Source organism: Nesterenkonia sp. DZ6 (genome assembly GCF_022565835.1).
Lineage (GTDB): Bacteria > Actinomycetota > Actinomycetes > Actinomycetales > Micrococcaceae > Nesterenkonia.
Window position 1 is genome coordinate 754,493 of the sequence record NZ_JAJOYW010000001.1, and the last position, 20,824, is coordinate 775,316.

The following is a 20,824-nucleotide window of genomic DNA, read 5'->3' on the forward strand; positions in this document are numbered from 1 at the left end:
CACCCGCCTCTCCCATGGTACCGCCCGGTGTGGACGCGGCTAGTCGAAGAGGCGGATCGGGTTCACGATGTCCGCATAGATCAACAACACGCCCATGACCAGCAGCATTCCAACGACCACATAGGTCAGCGGCAGCAGCTTGGAGATGTCGAAGGGTCCCGGATCCGGGCGGCCCAGCAGCTTGGCGAGTCGACGGCGCAGGCTCTCATACAGCGCCCCGGCGACGTGGCCGCCGTCGAGCGGCAGCAGCGGGATCAGGTTGAACACCATCAGCGCCACGTTGACCCCTGCCACCAGGGAGATCAGCGAGGCGAAGCGGGACTCCAGCGGGATCTCCTCCTGAGCGGAGAGCTCCCCGGCGATCCGCCCCACACCCACCACCGAGAGCGGCCCGTCGGGGTCCCGCTCGGCGGAGGTGAAGGTGGACACGGCCACGTCGTAGAGGCGCACCGGCAGGTTCGCGACGACGGCACCGACCGCCTTGGACTGCTCCCACACCACCGGCCCGGCCTCCCAGAACGGCTGCTGGACCAGCTCCTGGTCAGCACCCATTCCGATGAAGCCCACCGGTTCGGTGATGAGCGCGCCGTCGTCGTCACGCTGGGCCCGGCCCAGCCCGTCGCTGATCGGTCGCTCGGTGAGGATCGGGGTCAGCGTGGTGGTCGTCTCCTCCCCGGCCCGGACGTAGGTGACCTCGCTGGACTCGTCGGCCGACTCGCGGATCAGCTCGGTGAGCTCGTCCCAGGTGTCCACCGACTGACCGTTGAAGGCGAGGATCTGATCGCCCGGGCGCAGACCCGCCTCATAGGCCGGTCCGGCGGGGTCGTCGGCGGTGCACTCGCTCTGCCCGGCGTCGGCGGCATCGGCGGAGACCACGCATTCGAAGACCTCGCGGACCGTGGTGTTCGGTTCGGCGGTGCCGTGGAAGGAGATGATCCCGGCGGTCAGCGACAGCGCGATCAGCCCGTTCATGGCCGGGCCGCCGAGCATGATGATGATCCGCTTCCAGGTGGGCAGCCGGTAGAACATCCGGTCCTCGTCCCCGGGCTGCAGATCCTCGGCCGCGACCTCGCGGGCGTCGGCGGAGAGCTGCTGGAAGATCCCGGTGGACTGCGAGCGGACGGTCTTGGTCGTCGTGCCGGGCCCGCTGCCGGCTCCGCCGCCGTCAGCACCTGCACTCGACGACGACGCGGCGGGGGCGCCGTACTGGGCGCCGACCTCGCGCAGATAGGGGTCCCGCGGGGCGGTATCTTCGCCCACGGCGGCCTCGGCCGATTCGTGGTCCTCCTCGGCGGGGTGGTTCATCGTCCCGGTCTCATCCGGGGGCGGGTACATCCCGATCATCGCGACGTAGCCGCCCAGCGGGATCGCTTTGACCCCGTATTCGGTCTCGCCGCGGCGGCGGGACCACAGGGTGGGGCCGAAGCCGACCATGTACTGGGTGACGCGGACCTTGAAGAGCTTGGCGGGCAGCAGATGCCCGATCTCATGCAGCGCGATGGACAGCGCGATCCCGAGGGCGACGATCACGATGCCGGCGATCATCAGCAGCGCGATCATGCGCGCACCTGGACTGATCCGGCGGCGATGCGCTCATCGGCGGCGGCCCGGGCCCAGTGCTCCGCGCCCAGGACCTCCTGGAGCGAGGGTGCGGCGCGGCTGCTCGCGGGGTGGTAGCGCTCAAGCACGGCTTCGACCGTGGCGACGATGCCCGGGAAGCTGAGCCGGCCGGCGTGGAAGGCCTCTACGGCTTGTTCGTTGGCGGCGTTGTAGACGGCCATGTGGGTGGGTGAGGCGGCGCAGGCGCTCTTGGCCAGGGCGACGGCGGGGAAGGCCTGCTCATCGAGCGGCTCGAAGTCCCACTGCATGGCCTGGGTCCAGTCGATGGGCGCATCGATCTGTTCGAGGCGTTCGGGCCAGGAGAGTCCCAGCGCGATCGGGATCAGCATCCGTGGGTGGCCCGCCTGGGCGATGGTGGAGCCGTCCTGGAACTGGACCATCGAGTGGATCCACTGCTGCGGATGCACCACGGTCTGGATGTCCGCCAGCTCGATGTCGAAGAGCAGATGCGCCTCGATCACCTCCAGCGCCTTGTTCACCATGGTCGCGGAGTTGGTGGTGACCACCCTGCCCATCGCGTAGTTCGGGTGTTTCAGCGCCTGGGCGGGGGTGACCTCGGCGAGCGCGGCGGCGTCCCAGCCGCGGAAGGGCCCGCCGGAGGCGGTGACCACCAGGCCGGAGACCTCCGAGGCGCCGCTGAGCTGGGAGTTCTCGTGTGCGGGGACGGAGCAGAGTCCACGCTCATGTCGACCGGAGCTCAGCGCCTGCGCCAGCGCGGAGTGCTCGGAGTCCACCGGGACCAGCTGTCCCGGGCGCTGCAGCGCCTCGGCGACCAGCGCGCCGCCGACCACCAGTGACTCCTTGTTCGCCAGCGCCAGGGTGGCGCCGGAGCGCAGCGCGGCGAGGGTGGGGCGCAGACCGATGGAGCCGGTCATCCCGTTGAGCACGACGTCGGCGCCGGACTCTCCGGCGATCTGCACGGCCGCTTCCTCACCGGTGAGGATCTCGGGGCGGCGCCCGGCCGTGCCGACCGCCGGGGACGAACCCGGCGATCCAGCTGACAGCGCGCGCTGAAGCTCGCCGGCCGCGCCGTCGTCGGCGATCCCGACCAGGTCGGCGCCGGTTGCGGCGACCTGCTCGGCCAGCAGTGCGGCATTGGACCCCGCGGCCAGAGCCACGACCTCGAATCGGTCCGGGTGTGCGGCGATGACCTGCAGCGCCTGGGTTCCGATGGAACCGGTGGAACCGAGGATCGCCACGCGGCGCTTGGGGGAAGCCATAGCCACCATTATGGCGCACCGAGGTCGCCCGTGATGGGCGTGCACAGTACGCTGGGAGCACAGCAGTTGCAGACCCATGCGGCCACAAGCCGATGAAGGAGCCTCACCGATGATCACACTGCGTGCAGTGGAGACCGAGGACCTGGAGCAGTTCTTCGTGTTCCAGCAGGATGCCGACGCCGCACATATGGCCGCATTCGCCTCGACCAACCCCAAGGACCGCAGCGTCTTCGACCACCATTGGGGCGAGCTGCTGAACTCCGATGACATCATCGTGCGCACCATCGATCGCGACGGCCAGCCTGTCGGCTCGATCGCCGCGTTCGAGGATGAGGACAGTCGGGAGATCACGTTCTGGATCGAGAAGCGCTTCTGGGGCCAGGGCATCACCACCGAGGCCGTGCAGAAGTTCCTCACCGAGTTCCCCGAACGCCCCGTCACCGCCCGCGTGGTGGTGGACAACCTCGGCACCCTGAAGATCCTGGAGTCCCTGGGCTTCACCGAGACCGGTGAAGAGTCCAGCTTCTCCAACGTCCGCGCCAAGGTGGTGCAGGAGAAGATCCTGCAGCTGGGCTGAGCGGCCCGGCGACTCCGCCGGCACCCTTGCCGCGCCTGCACCCTTGCTGCGCCTGCCGCGCTGAACAGTGTCAAATCGCGAAACACTCATGACATTGTTCTGACCTGGGCCTAGTATGTGTTCAATGCCACTGACGGTGACGTCTTGAACCTAAGGGGGTCCGCGCGTGAACGCCACAGCCGCCAGGGTCGCGATGGGTCGAGACCCGGAGCGCGCGAAGGTGCTGCGCGCGATCTACAGCACTCTTGCCGGACGGAGTGCCGTCTGCTTCCTCGAGGGCACCATCGGTTCTGGGAAGTCCACTCTCGCGGGCGAGGCGCGGGCCTGGGCGGCCTCCGCCGGACTGACCGTCATGGCCGTCTCCGACCTGACACCAGACGCAGAAGTGGGCGAGGCGCTGCAGCAGCACGGCCCGGGCCCGTACTGCCTGGTGGCCGATGACCTGCACCGTGTCGAGCCCGGGATCCAGGCGTCCCTGGAGCAGCTGATCGATCATGGCGCGCTGACGCTCAATGCTGGTCCTCCGGTGCTGATCATCGCGACTGCCTCCCCCACCACCGATCCACTCACCCGTCGGCTCGCGAAGATGGCCGCGCAGACCGGGACCCGGATCACCCTGCGTGGCATCACACAGCACGAGCTCGACAAGCTGCTGCGCCAGCACGGCCATCGCCTCGCCGAAAAGTCGCTCGCTGTGGTGCACGCCCGTGCGGCCGGAAACCGTGGCATCGCGCTGCGCCTCGCCGGCGCCGGACTGACCTCCGACGCCATGGCCCGCTCAGCGATTCCACAGTCATTCCTGCAGCCCGAACTCGAGCAGATGGCACCATGTCTGCGCACCTTCCTCGAGGTCCTCGCCCTCGACGGCGGCGACTCGTCGACCGGGCAGACCGCGGAGGTCGCCGCACTCGCCCTCGAAGCGGCCACCCGCACGGTGACGGCCGCGTTGGACGTCGATTCTCTGGTCGATGCGCTCAACCCCATCCTGACCGGCAATGGTCGAGAAGTGCGTCTGCACGATCAAGCCTGGCGCGAGGCGACGGTCGCGCTGATCGAACCTGCCAGGCGTCGGCAGCTGCATGATCTCCTCGCCCGGCGCACGAGCGGTCTCGCACAGGCCAGACATCTCAGCGCGGCCTCCCCAGACGGGGACCCCGAGCTCGGCGACACCCTCGAAAGCGAAGGGATCCGAGCGCTGGAAGCGGGAGACTATTCCTCCAGTGCGGAGTACCTGGCGCTGGCCATGGGTGTCAGCCGTGGGCCCGAACGGAACCGGCGGATGGTCTCCTCCTGTCTCACCGTGGGCATCGCGGAGAACCCGGGCGGCATGGCCTCCCTCTTCACGGAGGTCGGGCTGCTCGAAGACCCCGCCCTGGCCGCGTTCTTCCACGCCGGACTGGCTTTCTTCACCGGTCGGCTCGCCGAGGCCCGCCGCCTGCTGCTGACCCAGCTGCGCAATCCATGGTCGAACAAGTCCTTGGACGATCTCACTCATTGGCGCATGCTGATCCTGCTGTGCTCTGTGGAGATCGCCGCGGCCGATGCGCGTGCCGCACAGGCCGCCGTCGCGGCGGCACAAAGCCTTGAGGTCGAGCCCGCCACCCCCATCGACAGGGCCCTGAGCCGAGTGCTGGTCATGCACGAGGTCTACGCGCTGTGGAACTCCGGAGCAGTCGAGGAGTCCATCACTCGTCTGAACGCCTTCCTGATCGAAGCCGCCGATACCGCCGAACACACCGATGCGCTCTACTTCCGCGCACGCGCGCACTTCTACGCCGGCCATACGACTGCCGCACTGGATGATCTGGAGCGCGCCGAGGAGGGCCGGCATCGCCGGGTGGTCCCTGCGGCGGCCCAGCGCGGAATGGCTGAACAGGCCATGATGGAGTTCCAGCTGGGACGCTGGACCGACGCGATCCTGCGCGCGGAGCGGGTGATCGCGATGGCTCGCACCACGCACGACTGGCGTGGTCTCGCAAGCTCCCATGCGGTCCTGGCGATGGCCGCCGTCGCCCATGCCGATGAGACCGCCGCTGCCGAACATGCTGACTGGCTGAGTCATCATGTGACCACCTCCAGCGCACTGCCCCTCTATAACGTCATGACCGCGATGGCCTGGACGGCGAGGATGGCTGGGGACCAGGAGCGGGCCCTCTGCGTGATCGCCGATTTTCGGGGCAGCAAGCTGAGCACCTGGACCGAGCGCGTGGGCCTCATCGGGTGGCGGGCGCTGGAGATCGAAGCGCTGCTGGACCTCGAGGATCCAACCCGAGCGCGGCTTGCAGAGGCCGAGCGACTCCTGGCGACGTTCTCGCAGAAGGTGGCCGCGCACCCCGCGCTGCCGCTGCCCTATGGCCACCCGCAGGCGCTGCGGGCCAAGCTCGCCGCGCAGCGCGGAGATCTCATGACTGCCGTGGCGGACTACCGGTCCGCCATCTGGCTCACCGCAGATTTTCCGCACACCAAGGCCCGACTCCACCACAGCCTCGGCGTCGTCCATCGCGAACGCGGAGAGCACACAGAGGCTGACGATCAGCTCGAGGCGGCGCGGGACATCTTCGCCCAGCTCGGCGCGGCTCCGGAGCTGACCGCGGTCAAGGGCAGACTTCTCTCCGTGGCTGGCCGCTATGCCTCGCTCACTCCGCGGGAACGGGACATCGCTCACCTGATCTCTCAGGGCCGGACCAATCGTCAGATCTCCGAGAGCCTGTTCGTCTCGCAGAAGACCGTGGAGTATCACGTGGCGAACCTGCTGCCGAAGCTGAGGATGGACTCCCGGCGTGAACTCTGGACCGCGGCGGCGGTGACCTCGCAGCGCACCAGCCCCCCGGAGCAGACGCCGGGATTCGCACCCGGCGTCCGCGCCTGAGCCGGGACCAACCAGCTCAGTCGTAGGCTCGCGCGACATCATCGGCCCCTCCGGCCGCGAAGGCATCTCCCTCCTCGCGCGCATGCCCTCCCAGGGCCGTCCGCAATGATCTCAGCCCGTAATACATCCGCGTCCGCAAGGTCGCGACCGGAACCCCCGTCTGGGCCGAAAGCTCCGAATAGCCGACGCCGTTCAGCTGAACAGCGGCGATCACCTGGCGGTGCTCGTAGGTGAGTGTGGCCAGGGCCTCATAGAGGACCAGCCGCTCCACAATGAGGATGTCCTCCGTCACCTGCTCGCTCGGCCACTGCATCTTCTCCGGATCCGACGGCGCCGGGCGCCGGGCGCGGGCGCGCAGGGAATCGATGATCAGGTTCCGCGTGATGGCGAACAGCCATGTCCGCACCGAACCCCGTTCGCTGCGGTAGAGGTCTCTGTTTCGCCAGGCGCGGATGAAGGCCTCCTGAACACAGTCCTCTGCCTCGGCTCGGTCACCCAGGGCCTTGCGCGCGAAGGAGAAGAGAGCCCCTCCGTGCGCGGCAAAGGCGTCACGGACGTCCAACTCTGTGTCATCTTCTGCCTGCATCGGAGGCACCCCCTCGTGTGGCGGTGGAGCGCTCCTGGCGGCTGCGGGTCGAGAACTGGTCTTGCCTGGAAGGGAGTGGGCTGAGGGCAGGCGGCGGGGCAGTCACGGTGGAGCTGGGAGGAACAGGCATAGCGAAGCATCCCGGAGATCTGGCAGGAAGTCCTGCAGGGGTGGATCCACCGGCGAAGGGGCCGGCGGGCCCTGGTTCACTCTAGAGACTAAAGTCCACACCCCCCGGGGTGCCCTGGGGTGCCACCCTAGGGTTTTGCCGCTGCGCAGACCATTGTCCGAACCAGCAGCCTGAGGAAAACTCCTGCTCGGTGTATTCTCAGGCCCATGACTGTGAGCCACGCAACGCCGGCGTTTCCGGAAGATTCTCCCCTCGACTCCGCTCGCTCCGCCGAGACACAGGTCGAGACACACCCCGCGGCCCCCGCTCCACGCCCGGGTTCACTGCGCTGGGGCATCCTCGCCACCGGGTTCATCGCCGGGCAGTTCACCTCCGATGCGCTGACCGCCGGCCTCGACGTGCGCGCCGTAGGCTCCCGCTCTGCGGAGTCCGCGCAGCGCTTCGCAACCACCTATGGGATCCCCCGCGCCCACGACTCCTATGAGGCGCTCGTGGCGGACCCCGAGGTCGACATCGTCTACGTGGCCACCCCGCATCCGATGCACCGCGAGACCGCCGGGATGGCGCTCGAAGCGGGCAAGCATGTGCTCGTGGAGAAGCCGTTCACGCTCAACCGCGCCGAAGCCGTGGAGCTGCGCGACCTCGCCGCGCGCCGGGGACTGCTGGTCATGGAGGCCATGTGGACCCGATACCTGCCGCATATGCGCCGGATTCGCGAGATCATCGCCGCCGGCGGAATCGGCGAGGTCCGCACCGTCTTCGCCGATCACACCCAGTCCCTGCCCACCGACCCGGAGCACCGGATCAACGCGCTGACCCTCGGCGGCGGCGCCCTGCTGGACCTCGGCATCTACCCGATATCCTTCGCCTGGGACATCCTCGGCGAACCGATCAGCATCCAGGCCGCCGCACATTTCGGTGCCACCGGCGCGGACACCGAGGTCGCCACCGTGATGACCCACCTCTCAGGGGCACTCTCGACGACGACGACCTCCTCGCGCGCGAAGGGCCCCAACACCGCCCATATCGTGGGCACCGAAGGGCGGATCGACATCGACGGGGTCTGGTACACCTCGACGGACTTCAGCCATCGCGCCGCCGACGGCACGCTGCTGGAGCGCTACGAGTCTGCCCGCAACGGTGTGGGCATGCAGCATCAGGCCCTCGCGGCCGAGGACTACGTGGCCCGCGGGGTGCTCGGAGGCGAGCGGCTCAGCGTGGACGATTCGGTGCGGATCATGGGCACCCTGGATGAGATCCGCGCCCAGATCGGACTGCGCTACCCGGGCGAGCCACGGCTGCGCTGAAGTTCAGCTGCACCTGAACTTCAGGTGCACCGAACTTCAGGTGCCCTGCGTCTCGGGCCGGCTGCGCGTCAGCGGCCCGGCCGCAGCGCGGCGAGCTCAGGCGTGTGCAGCCGTTCCATGACCGCATCGGTGTGACTCGGCGGCTGTTGACGACCGAACCTGCTCACCAGCACCGTCACCGCGAAGGCCAGCGGGACGCACCACAGCGCCGGGGAGACCAGCAGCTGCATCGCTCCGTCCTGCACCGGGCCCTCCCCCAGGGCCAGACCCAGCACCTGCGCGGTCAGCGAGCTCACCGCGCCCACCGTCATGCCCCAGAACGCGCCCTGCGCGGTGAGCCCGCGCCACCACACCCCGAGCAGCATCACCGGGGCCAGCGCGGAGGCGGTGAAGGTGAAGACCATCGCCACCGCACCGGCGAGCGCCAACTCGGAGGTCGCCGATCCCACCACCAGCGGGACCGTGATCGCCAGCAGCGCACCGAGCCGGAATCCGCGCACGGTGCCGGAGAAGAACTCCTGCGAGAGCACTCCAGACACCGAGACCACCAGCCCGGAGGTGGTGGAGAGGAACGCGGCGAAGGCTCCCCCGGCGATCAGCGCGGTGAGCAGGTCGCTGGCCAGACCGTCGAAGACCGCGGCAGGCAGCCGCAGGATCGCGGTGTCGTGGCTCAGACCACCGGTGCCCGCCAGCGCACCGGCCCCCGTCGTCGTGCCCCAGACCATCCGGGCGATGACCCCGAGCAGCACCGGCAGCAGGTAGAACAGCACGAGCAGGCCCAGCAGGAAGGTGGTGGTGCGGCGGGCGGCGCCGCCGTCAGGGTTGGTGTAGAAGCGGACCAGGACGTGGGGCAGCCCGAGGGTGCCCATCATCAGGGCCACCATCACGGAGAGGCTGCGGGAGAACTCCCCCCACGGGTCCCCGGAGTCGCTCAGCGAGGCCAGCCCGGCGGACCAGGCGCCATTGAACTCCGGCAGCTCCAGCCGCTCCCAGAATCCGACCTGGAGCAGGATGAACACCGTGGGCACCAGCAGCGCGGTGAGCTTGACCCAGTATTGGACCGCCTGGGCGAGGGTCACCGAACGCATCCCGCCGGTGAGCACCACGAAGAGCACCACGAGGGCGACCAGCAGCGGCCCCACCCAGCCGGGCGCCCCTCCGGTGGCCGAGAGCGCGATCGAGGCGCCATGGAGCTGCGGGACGATGTAGAGCCAGCCGGCGGCGACCACGACGATGACCGTCATCCTGCGCATCATCGCGGAGCGGAAGCGCAGCACCACGAAGTCCGGGATCGTATAGGCCCCGGATCGGCGCAGCGGGGCGGCCATGAACAGCAGCACGATCAGGAAGCCTGCGGTGTAGCCGACCGGGAACCACAGCCCGTAGGTCCCGTGGGCCAGGATCAGCCCGGCCACGCCCAGGAAGCTCGCTGCGGAGAGGAACTCCCCGGCGATCGCCGAGGCGTTCATCCAGGGCGGGACCCGGCGTGAGGCCACGAAGAAGTCCCCGGTGCTGCGCGAGAGGCCCGGGCCGCCGAGCAGCAGGGTCACCGCGCACACCAGGGCGACGGCGCCCAGGACGGCGATCTGCTCACCGGTCACCGCGGGTCCTCGGCGGTCGGGGCGGTCTGGGCGTTCGGGGCGGTCTGGGCGGTCTGGGCGGGTGAGGCTACGGCTGCTGTGCGGGGCCTGGTGCCGGGGCTCTGCAGGCTGAGTCCGAGCACCTCGGCCCACAGCTGCTCATTGGCCTCTGAGCGCCGGCGGAAGTACCAGGCCAGGCCCAGCAGCACCGGGAAGAAGCCGACGCCGGGGACGGCCCAGGTCAGCGGCACGCCCCAGAGCGTGAGCGATCCGAGCCCGGTGGTGACCAACAGCAGGCTGGTCACCACCACGGTGCAGAAGAATCCGACGCCGAGGATCAGCGCGAGCCGCAGCTGGGCGCGGATCAGCCCACGCACCGCCTGGGCGCGCTGATCGGAGTCTGCTCCGGCGGTACGGGCGTGGTCGGCGGCCTGGCTGCGGGTCAGCAGCGCCTCGCGCACGGTGGGCACCGCCTCGGGGCCGCGCACCGCGATCCGCAGGGCGGCGGGGCCTGTTGGGCCGGTGGGACCTGTATCGGAGTCGCTCATCAGCGGCCGGTCTCCAGGCGCTCGCGCACCTGGGGCATCAGCCGTCGGCTGACCTCAAGCTCGGCACCGGGCACTTCGATGAGCATCCGTCCCTGTCGGCGGGTCACCCGCTGCACGTGGATGAGGTTGACCAGGGAGGACCGGTGGGTGCGGATGAACCCGTGCTCCTCCCAGGCCTCGGCAAGCTCCGCGAGCGGGGTGCGCAGCAGGTAGGTCCCGGCCTGGGTGTGGAGCCGGGCGTAGTCTCCATGGGCCTGGACCCAGCGGATGTCCTGCAGGTTCACCAGCACCGTGGAGTCTCCCTGCAGCACCGCGACCCTGACCGGCTCGGGCCGATCCTGCGCGGCGGTCTCCCGGGCCGCCGCCGCCCGACGCAGCGCCTCGGTCAGCCGCTCGGCGCGCACCGGTTTGAGCAGATAGTCCCGGGCTTCGAGCTCGAAGGCCTCCACCGCCGGATGGGCATCGGCGGTCACGAAGACCACCTGCGGTCCGGCCTCAGCCTGGGGCTCGACCGCCGGGAGGTCCCGCAGCCGGCGCGCCAGCGCCAGACCGCTCATCCCGGGCATATGGATGTCCAGCAGCACCACATCGATCCGTCGCTGCTGCAGCACCTGTTCCGCGCTGCGCGCGTCCGCTGCGGTGAACACCTCGCCCGCCTGGGGTTCGGCGGCGAGCAGCCACTTCATCTGAGACAGCGCCAGCGGTTCGTCGTCGACCACCAGGACGGTCAGGCCCTGCGGATTCACACTCGCTTCCATCAGGATCCTCCCTGGGGCTCATGACGCTGGACTGGCTGCTGCTCTGGGCGGTCTGGGTGGTGCTTCTCGGGCTGGAACGGATCGGGCTGGAACGGATCGGGCTGAAACTTCGGGACCCGCATGGAGACCTTCATCCCGGCCCCGAGTGCGGTCTCCACCACCAGCCCGGCGTCGGCGCCGTAGGCCTGGCGCAGCCGCAGATCCACATTGCGCACCCCGATGTGGGCGTTGCCGGCCTCCCCGTGGAGCACCTGGTGCATCGCTTCGGGATCTGCGCCGTGTCCGTCGTCCTCCACGCTGATCTCGGCATGGGTGGCGGTGTCCGCGGCCCGCAGCCAGACCGTGCCGGATCCGGAGTCCGAATCCATTCCGTGGCGAACCGCATTCTCCACCAGAGGCTGCACCGCAAGGAAGGGGATGCGCACGCCGAGCACCTCCGGGGCGATCTGCAGCTTCACCTGGATGCGGTCGCCGAAGCGCGCCTTCTCCAGCAGCACATAGCTTTCGACCGCGGCCAGCTCCTCGCGCAGCGTGGTGAACTCCCCCTCGGCGCGCAGGCTGTACCGGGTGAAGTCTGCGAAGTCCAGCACGAGCTCACGCGCCCTGACCGGGTCGGTGGGAATCGTCGCGGCGATGGCGTTGAGGCTGTTGTAGATGAAGTGCGGGGAGATCTGCGCGCGCAGCGAGCGCAGCTCTGCCTCGACGAGCTGACGCCGCAGCTGCTCCTCCACCGGCGCCTCGCTCAGCTGTGCCCGGATTTCCGGGCTGATCACCGCATCCCGGGTCGAGGCGGGGCCGGCGTCGTCGTCGTGGGTGCGGTAGAGCAGGACGGCAGCCAGGATCACCCCGACCACCAGGGCCAGGGCGAGCACCAGGGGGGCGAGCTCTGCCAGGAAATTCATCGTGCTCATCCTATGAGGGCGCGGGTCGATCTGTTGCACAGCTCATGATCCGACCGCCAGGCGTTGCCCGATGACCACTCATCGCTAATCCAGTGCCGCTCATCGCACAACATCGCGCTGAGGCCGATCGTGACCCGGGTCACACTGCACTCTGGAGGTACACACATGTGACCGAGGCCCGCTTCCGCGTGCCGACGCTACTTTTTAAGGAGCCGCAATGACACAAGTCAATGCCCCCGACGCGGGGCCCGTTGACTACCAGGAGGTGCAGGCGCGCGAAGACTTCCAGGAGCTTCGCCGGACGCACCGGAGCTTCGTCTTCCCGATGACGGCGTTCTTCCTCATCTGGTACATCGCGTTCGTGATCGTCGCCGCGTTCTTCCCGGACGTGATGGCGATCCCGGTCTGGGGAAACATCAACCTCGGCCTGGTGCTCGGACTCGCGCAGTTCGTCACCACATTCGTGATCACCGGACTCTATGTCTGGTTCAGCAACTCGAAGATGGACCCGAAATCCTCGGCGATCCGCATCGAGCTCGAAGCCCGAGGCGCGGGCCTTCCTGAGGAGGACAAGCACTGATGAACTCCCTGATCAACGCATCGATCACAGATGCCGGACTGACGCCGCTCGCGACCGCGGCCGCGGAAGCGGGCTCCGACGTCGGCAGCCCGCTGGCGAACATCTCCATCTTCCTCGTCTTCGTGGGCGTCACGCTGTTCTTCGTGATCCGCGCGTCGAAGAACACCAGCACCGCCGCCGACTACTACGCAGGCGGACGCTCCTTCTCCGGCACGCAGAACGGCACCGCCATCGCCGGCGACTACCTCTCGGCGGCGTCCTTCCTGGGCATCGTGGGCGCCATCGCGATCTACGGCTACGACGGCTTCCTCTACTCCATCGGCTTCCTGGTGGCATGGCTGATCGCCCTGCTGCTGGTCGCCGAACTGATGCGCAACACCGGCAAGTTCACCATGGCCGACGTGCTCAGCTTCCGTCTGCGTCAGCAGCCGGTCCGCATCGCCGCAGCCATCTCGACCCTTGCGGTCTGCCTGTTCTACCTGCTCGCACAGATGGCGGGCGCCGGCGCGCTGGTCGCGCTGCTGCTCGGCATCGAGAGCGGGATCGGTCAGTCACTGATCATCGCTGTGGTCGGCTCGCTGATGATCTTCTACGTCTTCATCGGCGGAATGAAGGGCACCACCTGGGTGCAGATCATCAAGGCCACCCTGCTGATCGCCGGCTCTGCCGTCATGACCGTCTGGGTCCTGGCGCTCTACGGCTTCAACTTCTCCGAGCTGCTCGGCGCAGCGGTGGACAACACCGGTGAAGAGGCTCTCCTCGAGCCCGGCCTGCAGTACGGCGCGGATCTCTTCACCAAGCTGGACTTCATGTCCCTGGGCATCGCACTGGTTCTGGGCACCGCCGCCCTGCCGCACGTGTTGATCCGCTTCTACACGGTTCCCACCGCCAAGGACGCACGCAAGTCCGTCGTGGTGGCCATCGCCCTGATCGGCGCGTTCTACCTGTTCACCCTGGTGCTGGGCTACGGCGCAGCGGCACTGCTGGACACCGAGACGATCCTGGCAGCACCCGGCGGGCAGAACTCCGCGGCACCGCTGCTGGCCTACGAGCTCGGCGGGACGTTCCTGCTGGGCTTCATCGCCGCCGTCGCCTTCGCCACCATCCTCGCGGTGGTCGCGGGTCTGACGATCACGGCCTCGGCCTCCTTCGCCCACGACGTCTACGCCCAGGTCATCAAGAAGGGCAAGATCGACTCCGCCGGCGAGGTCAAGGCTGCCAAGATGACCGTGATCGTGGTCGGCATCCTCGCGATCCTCGGCGGCATCGGTGCACAGGGGCAGAACGTCGCCTTCCTGGTGGCGCTGGCCTTCGCGGTCGCCGCCTCGGCGAACCTGCCGACGATCCTGTTCTCGCTGTTCTGGAAGCGCTTCACCACCCGTGGCGCGCTGTGGTCCATGTACGGCGGACTCGGCTCGGCGCTGCTGCTGATCGCCTTCTCGCCCGTGGTCTGGGGCCGCGACACCTCGTTCTTCCCGGAGATCGACCTGGCGCTGTACCCGCTGACCAACCCGGGTCTGATCTCGATCCCGCTGGCCTTCCTGCTGGGTTGGATCGGTTCGCTGACCTCGAAGGTGGCGGAGGATCCGGCCAAGCAGGCCGAGATGGAGATCCGCTCGCTGACCGGTGTCGGCGCCGAGAAGGCCGCCGACCACTAGGCCTTCTTCACCCCCATTCGTTGAGGGGCGGATTCTACGAGTACTTCATGCCGGAAACGGCAGAGGCTGCTCGGAGAATCCGCCCCTCAACTGTGTGTGGTGGGATTTTCGGGACGCCAGCCTTGCTGGACCAGGACACACTGGATGCGTTGGATCCCGCGGCGCCCCTGATCCCCCATGTGGTCCGCGGTGATCCTGACCTCGAGCCAGCCCAGCTGCTCGGTGATCTCGCTGCGGCGCACATCTTTACGGACGCTGCCCGGTGTGGAGTGGAGCTCCTCCCCCTCCTACTGGATCGAGACGCGGAACTCCGGGATCGCCAGGTCAGGCTCGAACCACGGGTGCCCGCTGGGATGCCGGATCACCGGATTCACCCGCGGTTCAGGCAAGCCTGCGAGGTCGACGATGAACCGCTCAGGCACCGTGATCCGGTGCCCCACAACCAAGTCAGGCCGCTGCACGCGGGAACCTCCTGCGGGGCTGCTGATATGGAACGGCGGCGCGGCATGCCGGAGGCCAGGAGACGCGCCCGTCGTCGTCCTGTCGCCGGCACGAACAGCGCGCGTCGGCGGCGACCATCCCGGGGCAGGTCCAGTGACTCCACGGTATTCAGTGCACACCCGGGCAACGCGCCAGGGGCGGCCGAGGCCTCGGCTGTGGAGCCGGAGCAGCTGATCCGGTCCTGGGGAAAACTCCGCGGAGCCGGGTCCCAGGACCCTCATCGAGAAGAGAGAGAAAGGAAAGGGTCAGCCGACGGAGGCCATGATCTCGGTCATCTTGTCCAGGAAGGCGTCCACCTGGGCCTCGTCGTAGCCGTTGTGGCCGTGGGCGCCGCTGAAGGTGATGGTGCGGACCTCGTCGACGCTCATCGGGTTCTCACCGTCGAGGTACTGCTCAAGCTGGCGGCAGAGCTCGTCGACCTGCTCCTTGCGGTAACCGTTGGAGGCCGAGTGCGCGGGCTCGCGGAAGCGTCTGCCGTCCGGGCGGGAGAGCCGTCCGCGCAGCGGCTCGGCGCGCTCGGCGAGCATCTCGTACCAGGCGTCCTCGCCGTGGGCATCGATGTATTTGTCCCGCTCGGCGCTGGCGAAGGCGTCCTCAAGCCGGTCCAGCGCGCCGTCCACCTCAGCAGGGTCATAGCCGCCGCCGGTCATGGAGAAGCTGACGTCACGGATCTCGGACAGGGCCATGCCCTCGCCGGAGTCATAGGCCACGCGGGCCCGAGCCATGAATTCGTCAACCTCGTCGCGGTTGTACCCCTGCTCCTGGTCGCTCAGAAGCGTGAACAGTGCAATCTCGTTCGCCATGGTCATAATCCTAGTGGCACTCCGCCGGCATCCGCGTTAAGCGCCACGATCACGAAGAACGCGGTGGGCATCGCGAAGACCAGCGAGTCCAGCCGATCCATCACTCCGCCGTGACCTGGGAGGAGTCGAGACATGTCCTTGATGCCGAGCTCGCGTTTGACCATCGACTCGGAGAAGTCGCCCGCGGTGGAGGCGATGACCACGGCGACAGCGAGCACCGCGCCGATGTAGACCGGCTCGTCGAAGATCAGCCAGGAGGCCAGCACCCCGACGCCGGTGGCACCGAGCAGCGAGCCGCCGAAGCCCTCCCAGGACTTCTTCGGACTGATCTTCGGCGCCATCGGGTGCTTGCCGAGGAACACCCCGAAGATGTAGCCGAAGGTGTCGTTCGAGACCACCAGCAGCACGACGACGACGAGGCGCCAGTCACCCTGGTCGAGGTTGAGCAGCAGCACGGCGAAGGACATCATGAACGGCACCCAGCTGGCCACGAAGATCGAGGACAGGATGGAGCGCCCCGGATCCCGGACCTTCCAGAGGGCTGCCGCGACGACGATGGCCAGTCCGGTGGCGATCAGCGCCAGCGTCAGCGCCTCCACCCCGCCGAAGTAGGCGGCGGTGGGCATCGCGACGGCACCGAGGAACAGCGGAATCTTGGGGAGCCGAAGCTGGTGTCCGTTGGGGGTCACGCGCGTCTCGAGCGCGCGGGCCACCTCCCAGACACCCATCGAGAGCAGGATCGTCCAGACCAAGATCAGCATCAGCTCGAAGAAGAAGATCCCGAGCAGTGCGGGCACCAGCAGGACGACGCCGGTGATGATGGCTGCGGGCAGATTCCTCCCAGCTTTGCCCGACATCAGACCTCGAGCAGCTCAGCTTCTTTGCGCTTGCTCATCTCGTCGATCTTCTCGACGTAGGTCTTGGTGAGGCTCTCGAGCTCCTTGGTGCCCCGCTCGCCGTCGTCCTTGCCGACCTCGCCGTCCTTGATGGCCTTCTCGATGATCTCCTTGGACTTGCGCCGGGTGTTGCGCACCGAGACCTTGTGGTCCTCGCCCTTGGACTTGATCAGCTTCACGTACTCCTTGCGGCGCTCCTCGGTGAGGTCCGGGATCGTGATCCGGATCTGTTTGCCGTCGTTCGAGGGGTTGGCGCCGACCTCGGAATCGGAGAGCGCCCGCTCGATGTCGCGCATCGCGGAGACGTCGAAGGGGGTGATCAGGATGGTCTTGGCATCCGGGGTGGCGAAGGAAGCCAGCTGCTGCAGCGGTGTGGCGGAGCCGTAGTAGTCCACCAGCACGCGGGAGTAGATCGCCGGATTGGCTCGGCCGGTGCGCACGGTGCTGAAGTCGACCGAGGTGGCCTCGATGGCTCGTTCGAACTGCTCCTTGGCATCTGCCAGGGTCTCATCAATCACGGGGGTCTCCTTAGGGGATGACGTTGAGGATGGAATTGAGGTTCAGTCTAGTCGGGGCCACCAGGTCAGGGGGTGACCAGCGTGCCGATCTCCTCGCCGAGCAGGGCACGGGTCACGTTGCCCTCCCCCTCCATGCCGAACACGCGCATGTTGAGGTCGTTGTCATTGCACATGGTCATCGCGGTCTGGTCCATGACCCGGATGTTCTTGCGCAGCGCATCGGTGTAGGTCAGGTGATCCAGCTTCTGCGCGTCGGGGGTGGTCTTCGGGTCCGCGGTGTAGACCCCGTCGACCCCGGACTTGGCCATGAGCACCATGTCGGAGTGGGTCTCCAGGGCGCGCTGGGCGCAGACGGTGTCGGTGGAGAAGTAGGGCATGCCCGCGCCGGCGCCGAAGACGACCACCCGGTCCTTCTCCATGTGGCGCACGGCGCGCAGCGGGATGTAGGACTCGGCGACCTGGCCCATGGTGATGGCGGTCTGCACGCGGGTGGGCTGGCCGGCCTGCTCCAGGAAGTCCTGCAGCGCCAGCGCGTTCATCACGGTGCCCAGCATGCCGATGTAGTCGGCGCGGGCCCGGTCCATGCCGGCCCGGGAAAGCTCGGCGCCGCGGAAGAAGTTGCCGCCGCCGACGACGACGGAGACCTCCACCTTGCCCTTGACCGCGGCGATCTGCTCAGCGATCCCGCGGACCGTGGCCGGATCGACTCCCACTGCGCCTCCGCCGAAGACCTCTCCGGAGAGCTTCAGGAGCACTCGGCGGCGGTGTGTCGGTGTCTCTGCGGTCATGGGTGTCCTCCAGGGGATCGTGGGGCGTCGGTGGTGCGGTCTTCCGGGCTGCTGGGACCCGGTGAGGCCGGTGTGGGCACAGAAAAGGGGGTGACCACCTCGTGTGAAGTGGTCACCCCCTTGACGTCTGAACTGTTGAGCTGCGACCAGTCTAGTGGTCAGCCGCCCTCCACTTCAGCTGCGTTGAGTATCAGGCTCCGACGCGGAAGCGAGCCAGACCCTTGGCAGACGTGCCGGCGGACTCGAGGACCTGGGTGACGGTCTTCTTCGGGTCCTTGGCGAACGGCTGGTCGACCAGCACGTTGTCCTTGAAGTACGCGTTGGTGCGACCTTCGATGATCTTGGTCATCGCCTGCTCGGGCTTGTTCTCGGCCCGGGCGGTCTCCTCGGCGATGCGGCGCTCGTCTGCCACGGTCGCTGCGGGGACCTCGTCGCGGGTCAGGAACTGCGGGGACAGCGCGGCGGCGTGCACCGCGATGTCGTGAGCAGCCTCTTTGGCCTGATCCGAGTCGGCGTCGACGGCGAAGAGCACGCCGACCTGAGCCGGAAGGTCCTTGGAGGTCTTGTGCAGGTAGGCGTCCACGAAGGCACCCTCTACCGTGGCAAGACGACGCACGACGACCTTCTCGCCGAGGATCGCACCCTCTTCGGTGACGAAGTCGACGAGCTTCTTGCCCTCGACGTCGGCCTCCAGGAGTGCCTCCACGGTGGTCACGTCGTGGGCGACAGCGGTCTCGAGGACCTTGTCGGCCAGCGCGACGAACTTCGCGGACTTGGCCACGAAGTCGGTCTCGGCGTTGATCTCGACCAGGAAGCCCTTGGTGCCGTTGACGACCTTGGCGGTGACCAGGCCCTCAGCGGCGGAACGGCCTTCGCGCTTGGCGGCACCCTTGAGTCCGCGGATACGGATGGCCTCGAGGGCCTTCTCGGTATCGCCGTCGGTCTCGTCGAGAGCCTTCTTCACGTCCATCATGCCGGCGCCGGTGCGCTCACGCAGGGCCTTGATGTCTGCAGCGGTGTAGTTCGCCATAGAAAAGCAGTTCCTCTCTTTACTTGGCTTCTTCAGCCGGAGCTTCGGTGGACTCGGTGGACTCGGCAGCGGGCGCCTCTGCGGCCGGCTCGGACTGCTCAGCCTTGGCGGGCTCGGCGGCCTCGTCTGACTGCTCGGTCTTGGCTGGCTCTTCGGTCTTGCCGGACTTCTCAGTCTCGGCGGACTTCTCAGTGGCGTGCTGCTCGAGCAGCTCGCGCTCCCACTCGGCCATCGGCTCTGCAGCCGTGCCGGAGCCGCCGCCGCGCTTGGATTCGCGAGCCATGAGGCCATCGGCCACGGCGTCGGCGATCACGCGGGTCAGCAGGTCCACGGACCGGATGGCGTCGTCGTTGCCCGGGATCGGGTAGTGGACGTCATCGGGATCGCAGTTGGTGTCGAGGATGGCGATCACGGGGATGCCGAGCTTCTTGGCCTCATCGACGGCCAGGTGCTCTTTGTTGGTGTCGACGATCCAGACCGCGGAGGGGGTCTTGGTGAGGTTGCGGATACCACCGAGGTTGGACTGCAGCTTGGTGAGCTCGCGGCGCATCAGCAGCAGTTCCTTCTTGGTGTGACCGGAGCCTGCGACGTCGTCGAAGTCGATCTCCTCGAGCTCCTTCATGCGCTGGACGCGCTTGGAGACCGTGGCGAAGTTGGTCAGCATGCCGCCGAGCCAACGGTGGTTGACGTAGGGCTGACCGACGCGGGTGGCCTGCTCGGCGATGGCTTCCTGGCCCTGCTTCTTGGTGCCGACGAAGAGGACGGAGCCGCCGTGGGCGACGGTCTGCTTGACGAACTCGTAGGCAGTGTCGATGTAGGAGAGGGACTGCTGGAGGTCAACGATGTAGATACCGTTGCGCTCGGTGAAGATGAAGCGCTTCATCTTCGGGTTCCAGCGGCGAGTCTGGTGACCGAAGTGGACACCGGAGTCGAGCAGCTGGCGCATGGTGACGACAGGCATGGTATTTCCTTTCAATGCCGGGCTTGGAACATGGAGGACATGCCTCATGCAGCTCCGGCTGGGTTTCTCGGTTGGACAGTGGCCCGGTTCTCTCGGGCTCCTGGCAGAAGAGGGAGGGGACTCGCGTTCTCTCCGCACGGCTGTCCCAGAGTAGAGAACAGCTGTCATGCGGACCGATGAGAAACGCCCCGATCGCTCGGGCAACCTCTGCGCGTAGTCAGCTGATTCAGGCATGCCGAGGCACGAAGAAGTCAACTGCTGGGGTTCAGCTTAGCGGCTCGACGCCGTTTTCCCCAACCGCCACAGGGATCCGCCAGCGCCCTGGATGCTCCACACATCCGCGGACTCGCGGGGATCGGAGTTCGGGGTGGTCGAGGCTGGGTGCATGGGCAGGCGGGGGCGAGGATTCACGGAGGCGAAGGTCGCTGCGCTGAGTGTCGCGCTGCTGATTGTTCTGGGTGGGCTGACGCCGGCCTCGGCGGGGTCATCGGCGGTGGAGCCCTTCTCGGCGGGGCGCTCTTCGCCAACGATGGCACAGGCGCCCTGGCGGCTGCCCGTGGCCGCGGATGAGCTGCGGCCCTTCGCCAGGCCCCCCTCCCCCTGGGGTCCAGGGCACCGCGGGGTTGACCTGGGGCCGTTGAGCGTCGGGGCGACCATCAGGGCTCCGACGGACGGTGAGGTCAGCTTCACGGGCGTGGTGGTGGATCGTCCGGTGCTCTCCATCCGACACGGGAAGGGGTACCTCAGCTCCTTCGAGCCGGTGGAGACCACTCTGGAGGTCGGCGATCGGGTCAGCGCCGGGGATCCGGCGGGGACGCTCGCTGCCAGCTCAGGCCATTGCGATGCACCCTGCCTGCACTGGGGCGTGCGGCTCTATGGGGAGTACATCAACCCGCTGCTGCTCACCGGCGACGTCGAAGCTTCGGTGCTGCTGCCGCTGGGCGACGAGTGATGGTGCCGGTGGAGGGCATCGAACCAGATCTAGTAGGCTC

Annotated in this window: 20 protein-coding genes; 6 read left to right on the top strand and 14 right to left on the bottom strand. The window is 67.8% G+C overall.

Features of this window, described 5'->3' with window-relative positions; genetic code table 11:
• Positions 1-39: 39 nt before the first annotated feature.
• Together LTH93_RS03400 and dxr are read right to left on the bottom strand one after the other, a co-directional pair.
• Positions 40-1,560 carry a M50 family metallopeptidase gene (locus LTH93_RS03400; RefSeq protein WP_241470088.1) on the bottom strand — a complete coding sequence of 507 codons (1,521 nt, stop codon included), beginning with the start codon at positions 1,558-1,560 and terminating at the stop codon, positions 40-42.
• Entirely contained in the window at positions 1,557-2,849 is a 1,293-nt protein-coding gene (dxr, locus tag LTH93_RS03405) for a 1-deoxy-D-xylulose-5-phosphate reductoisomerase (protein WP_370642652.1), read from the bottom strand. The genes LTH93_RS03400 and dxr overlap by 4 nt, the downstream gene beginning before the upstream one ends.
• 100 nt (positions 2,850-2,949) lie before the next feature.
• On the opposite strand from dxr, the gene LTH93_RS03410 reads away from it, so the two are divergent.
• Positions 2,950-3,417, top strand: coding sequence for a GNAT family N-acetyltransferase (locus LTH93_RS03410; protein WP_241464070.1), 468 nt, complete (start codon positions 2,950-2,952; stop codon positions 3,415-3,417).
• Between the two features lie 2,614 nt (positions 3,418-6,031).
• Positions 6,032-6,286, top strand: coding sequence for a response regulator transcription factor (locus LTH93_RS13410; RefSeq protein WP_370642692.1), 255 nt, complete (start codon positions 6,032-6,034; stop codon positions 6,284-6,286).
• Positions 6,287-6,302: 16 nt separating this feature from the next.
• On the opposite strand, the gene LTH93_RS03420 is transcribed toward LTH93_RS13410, so the two are convergent.
• On the bottom strand, positions 6,303-6,872 hold the full coding sequence (locus LTH93_RS03420) for an RNA polymerase sigma factor (protein WP_241470091.1): 570 nt from the start codon (positions 6,870-6,872) through the stop codon (positions 6,303-6,305).
• Between the two features lie 336 nt (positions 6,873-7,208).
• Here LTH93_RS03420 and LTH93_RS03425 point away from each other — a divergent pair, with 336 nt between their 5' ends.
• Complete coding sequence (locus tag LTH93_RS03425) at positions 7,209-8,309, top strand: Gfo/Idh/MocA family protein (RefSeq protein ID WP_241470092.1); 1,101 nt, start codon at positions 7,209-7,211, stop codon at positions 8,307-8,309.
• A gap of 68 nt (positions 8,310-8,377) precedes the next feature.
• Here LTH93_RS03425 and LTH93_RS03430 read toward each other — a convergent pair whose 3' ends face one another.
• From LTH93_RS03430 to LTH93_RS03445, 4 genes are read right to left on the bottom strand one after another with little or no spacing between them, the layout of a single operon-like run.
• Entirely contained in the window at positions 8,378-9,910 is a 1,533-nt protein-coding gene (locus LTH93_RS03430) for a sodium/solute symporter (RefSeq protein WP_241470093.1), read from the bottom strand.
• Positions 9,907-10,437: a hypothetical protein gene (locus tag LTH93_RS03435; RefSeq protein WP_241470094.1), complete on the bottom strand. Its 531-nt coding sequence runs from the start codon at positions 10,435-10,437 to the stop codon at positions 9,907-9,909. The genes LTH93_RS03430 and LTH93_RS03435 overlap by 4 nt, the downstream gene beginning before the upstream one ends.
• Complete coding sequence (locus tag LTH93_RS03440; protein WP_241470095.1) at positions 10,437-11,195, bottom strand: LytR/AlgR family response regulator transcription factor; 759 nt, start codon at positions 11,193-11,195, stop codon at positions 10,437-10,439. The genes LTH93_RS03435 and LTH93_RS03440 overlap by 1 nt, the downstream gene beginning before the upstream one ends.
• The gene (locus LTH93_RS03445; protein WP_370642653.1) at positions 11,195-12,097 is read right to left on the bottom strand and encodes a sensor histidine kinase; all 903 of its coding nucleotides are present in this window, start codon (positions 12,095-12,097) and stop codon (positions 11,195-11,197) included. The genes LTH93_RS03440 and LTH93_RS03445 overlap by 1 nt, the downstream gene beginning before the upstream one ends.
• Positions 12,098-12,314: 217 nt before the next feature.
• Between LTH93_RS03445 and LTH93_RS03450 the strand changes: the two genes are divergently transcribed.
• Both LTH93_RS03450 and LTH93_RS03455 read left to right on the top strand, forming a co-directional pair.
• A complete protein-coding gene (locus tag LTH93_RS03450; RefSeq protein WP_241464062.1) occupies positions 12,315-12,677 on the top strand; it encodes a DUF485 domain-containing protein in 363 nt (120 codons plus the stop codon).
• Positions 12,677-14,335, top strand: coding sequence for a solute symporter family protein (locus LTH93_RS03455; RefSeq protein ID WP_241464060.1), 1,659 nt, complete (start codon positions 12,677-12,679; stop codon positions 14,333-14,335). The genes LTH93_RS03450 and LTH93_RS03455 overlap by 1 nt, the downstream gene beginning before the upstream one ends.
• 287 nt (positions 14,336-14,622) lie before the next feature.
• On the opposite strand, the gene LTH93_RS03460 is transcribed toward LTH93_RS03455, so the two are convergent.
• The 7 genes from LTH93_RS03460 to rpsB all read right to left on the bottom strand — a co-directional run bounded on the left by LTH93_RS03460 (position 14,623) and on the right by rpsB (position 19,832).
• Positions 14,623-14,796, bottom strand: a complete 174-nt coding sequence (locus tag LTH93_RS03460) for a hypothetical protein (RefSeq protein ID WP_241470096.1) — start codon at positions 14,794-14,796, stop codon at positions 14,623-14,625.
• A gap of 285 nt (positions 14,797-15,081) precedes the next feature.
• Complete coding sequence (locus tag LTH93_RS03465; protein ID WP_241464056.1) at positions 15,082-15,639, bottom strand: DivIVA domain-containing protein; 558 nt, start codon at positions 15,637-15,639, stop codon at positions 15,082-15,084.
• A gap of 2 nt (positions 15,640-15,641) precedes the next feature.
• Entirely contained in the window at positions 15,642-16,496 is an 855-nt protein-coding gene (locus LTH93_RS03470) for a phosphatidate cytidylyltransferase (RefSeq protein ID WP_241464054.1), read from the bottom strand.
• Complete coding sequence (gene frr, locus LTH93_RS03475; RefSeq protein ID WP_241464052.1) at positions 16,496-17,053, bottom strand: ribosome recycling factor; 558 nt, start codon at positions 17,051-17,053, stop codon at positions 16,496-16,498. Before frr ends, LTH93_RS03470 begins: the two co-directional genes overlap by 1 nt.
• A gap of 65 nt (positions 17,054-17,118) precedes the next feature.
• Positions 17,119-17,841, bottom strand: a complete 723-nt coding sequence (gene pyrH / locus LTH93_RS03480; protein ID WP_241464050.1) for a UMP kinase — start codon at positions 17,839-17,841, stop codon at positions 17,119-17,121.
• Between the two features lie 190 nt (positions 17,842-18,031).
• Positions 18,032-18,871, bottom strand: a complete 840-nt coding sequence (tsf, locus tag LTH93_RS03485; protein ID WP_241464049.1) for a translation elongation factor Ts — start codon at positions 18,869-18,871, stop codon at positions 18,032-18,034.
• Between the two features lie 19 nt (positions 18,872-18,890).
• A complete protein-coding gene (gene rpsB / locus LTH93_RS03490) occupies positions 18,891-19,832 on the bottom strand; it encodes a 30S ribosomal protein S2 (RefSeq protein WP_241464047.1) in 942 nt (313 codons plus the stop codon).
• Positions 19,833-20,361: 529 nt separating this feature from the next.
• Between rpsB and LTH93_RS03495 the strand changes: the two genes are divergently transcribed.
• A complete protein-coding gene (locus LTH93_RS03495; protein WP_241464045.1) occupies positions 20,362-20,784 on the top strand; it encodes a M23 family metallopeptidase in 423 nt (140 codons plus the stop codon).
• Positions 20,785-20,824: the final 40 nt, after the last annotated feature.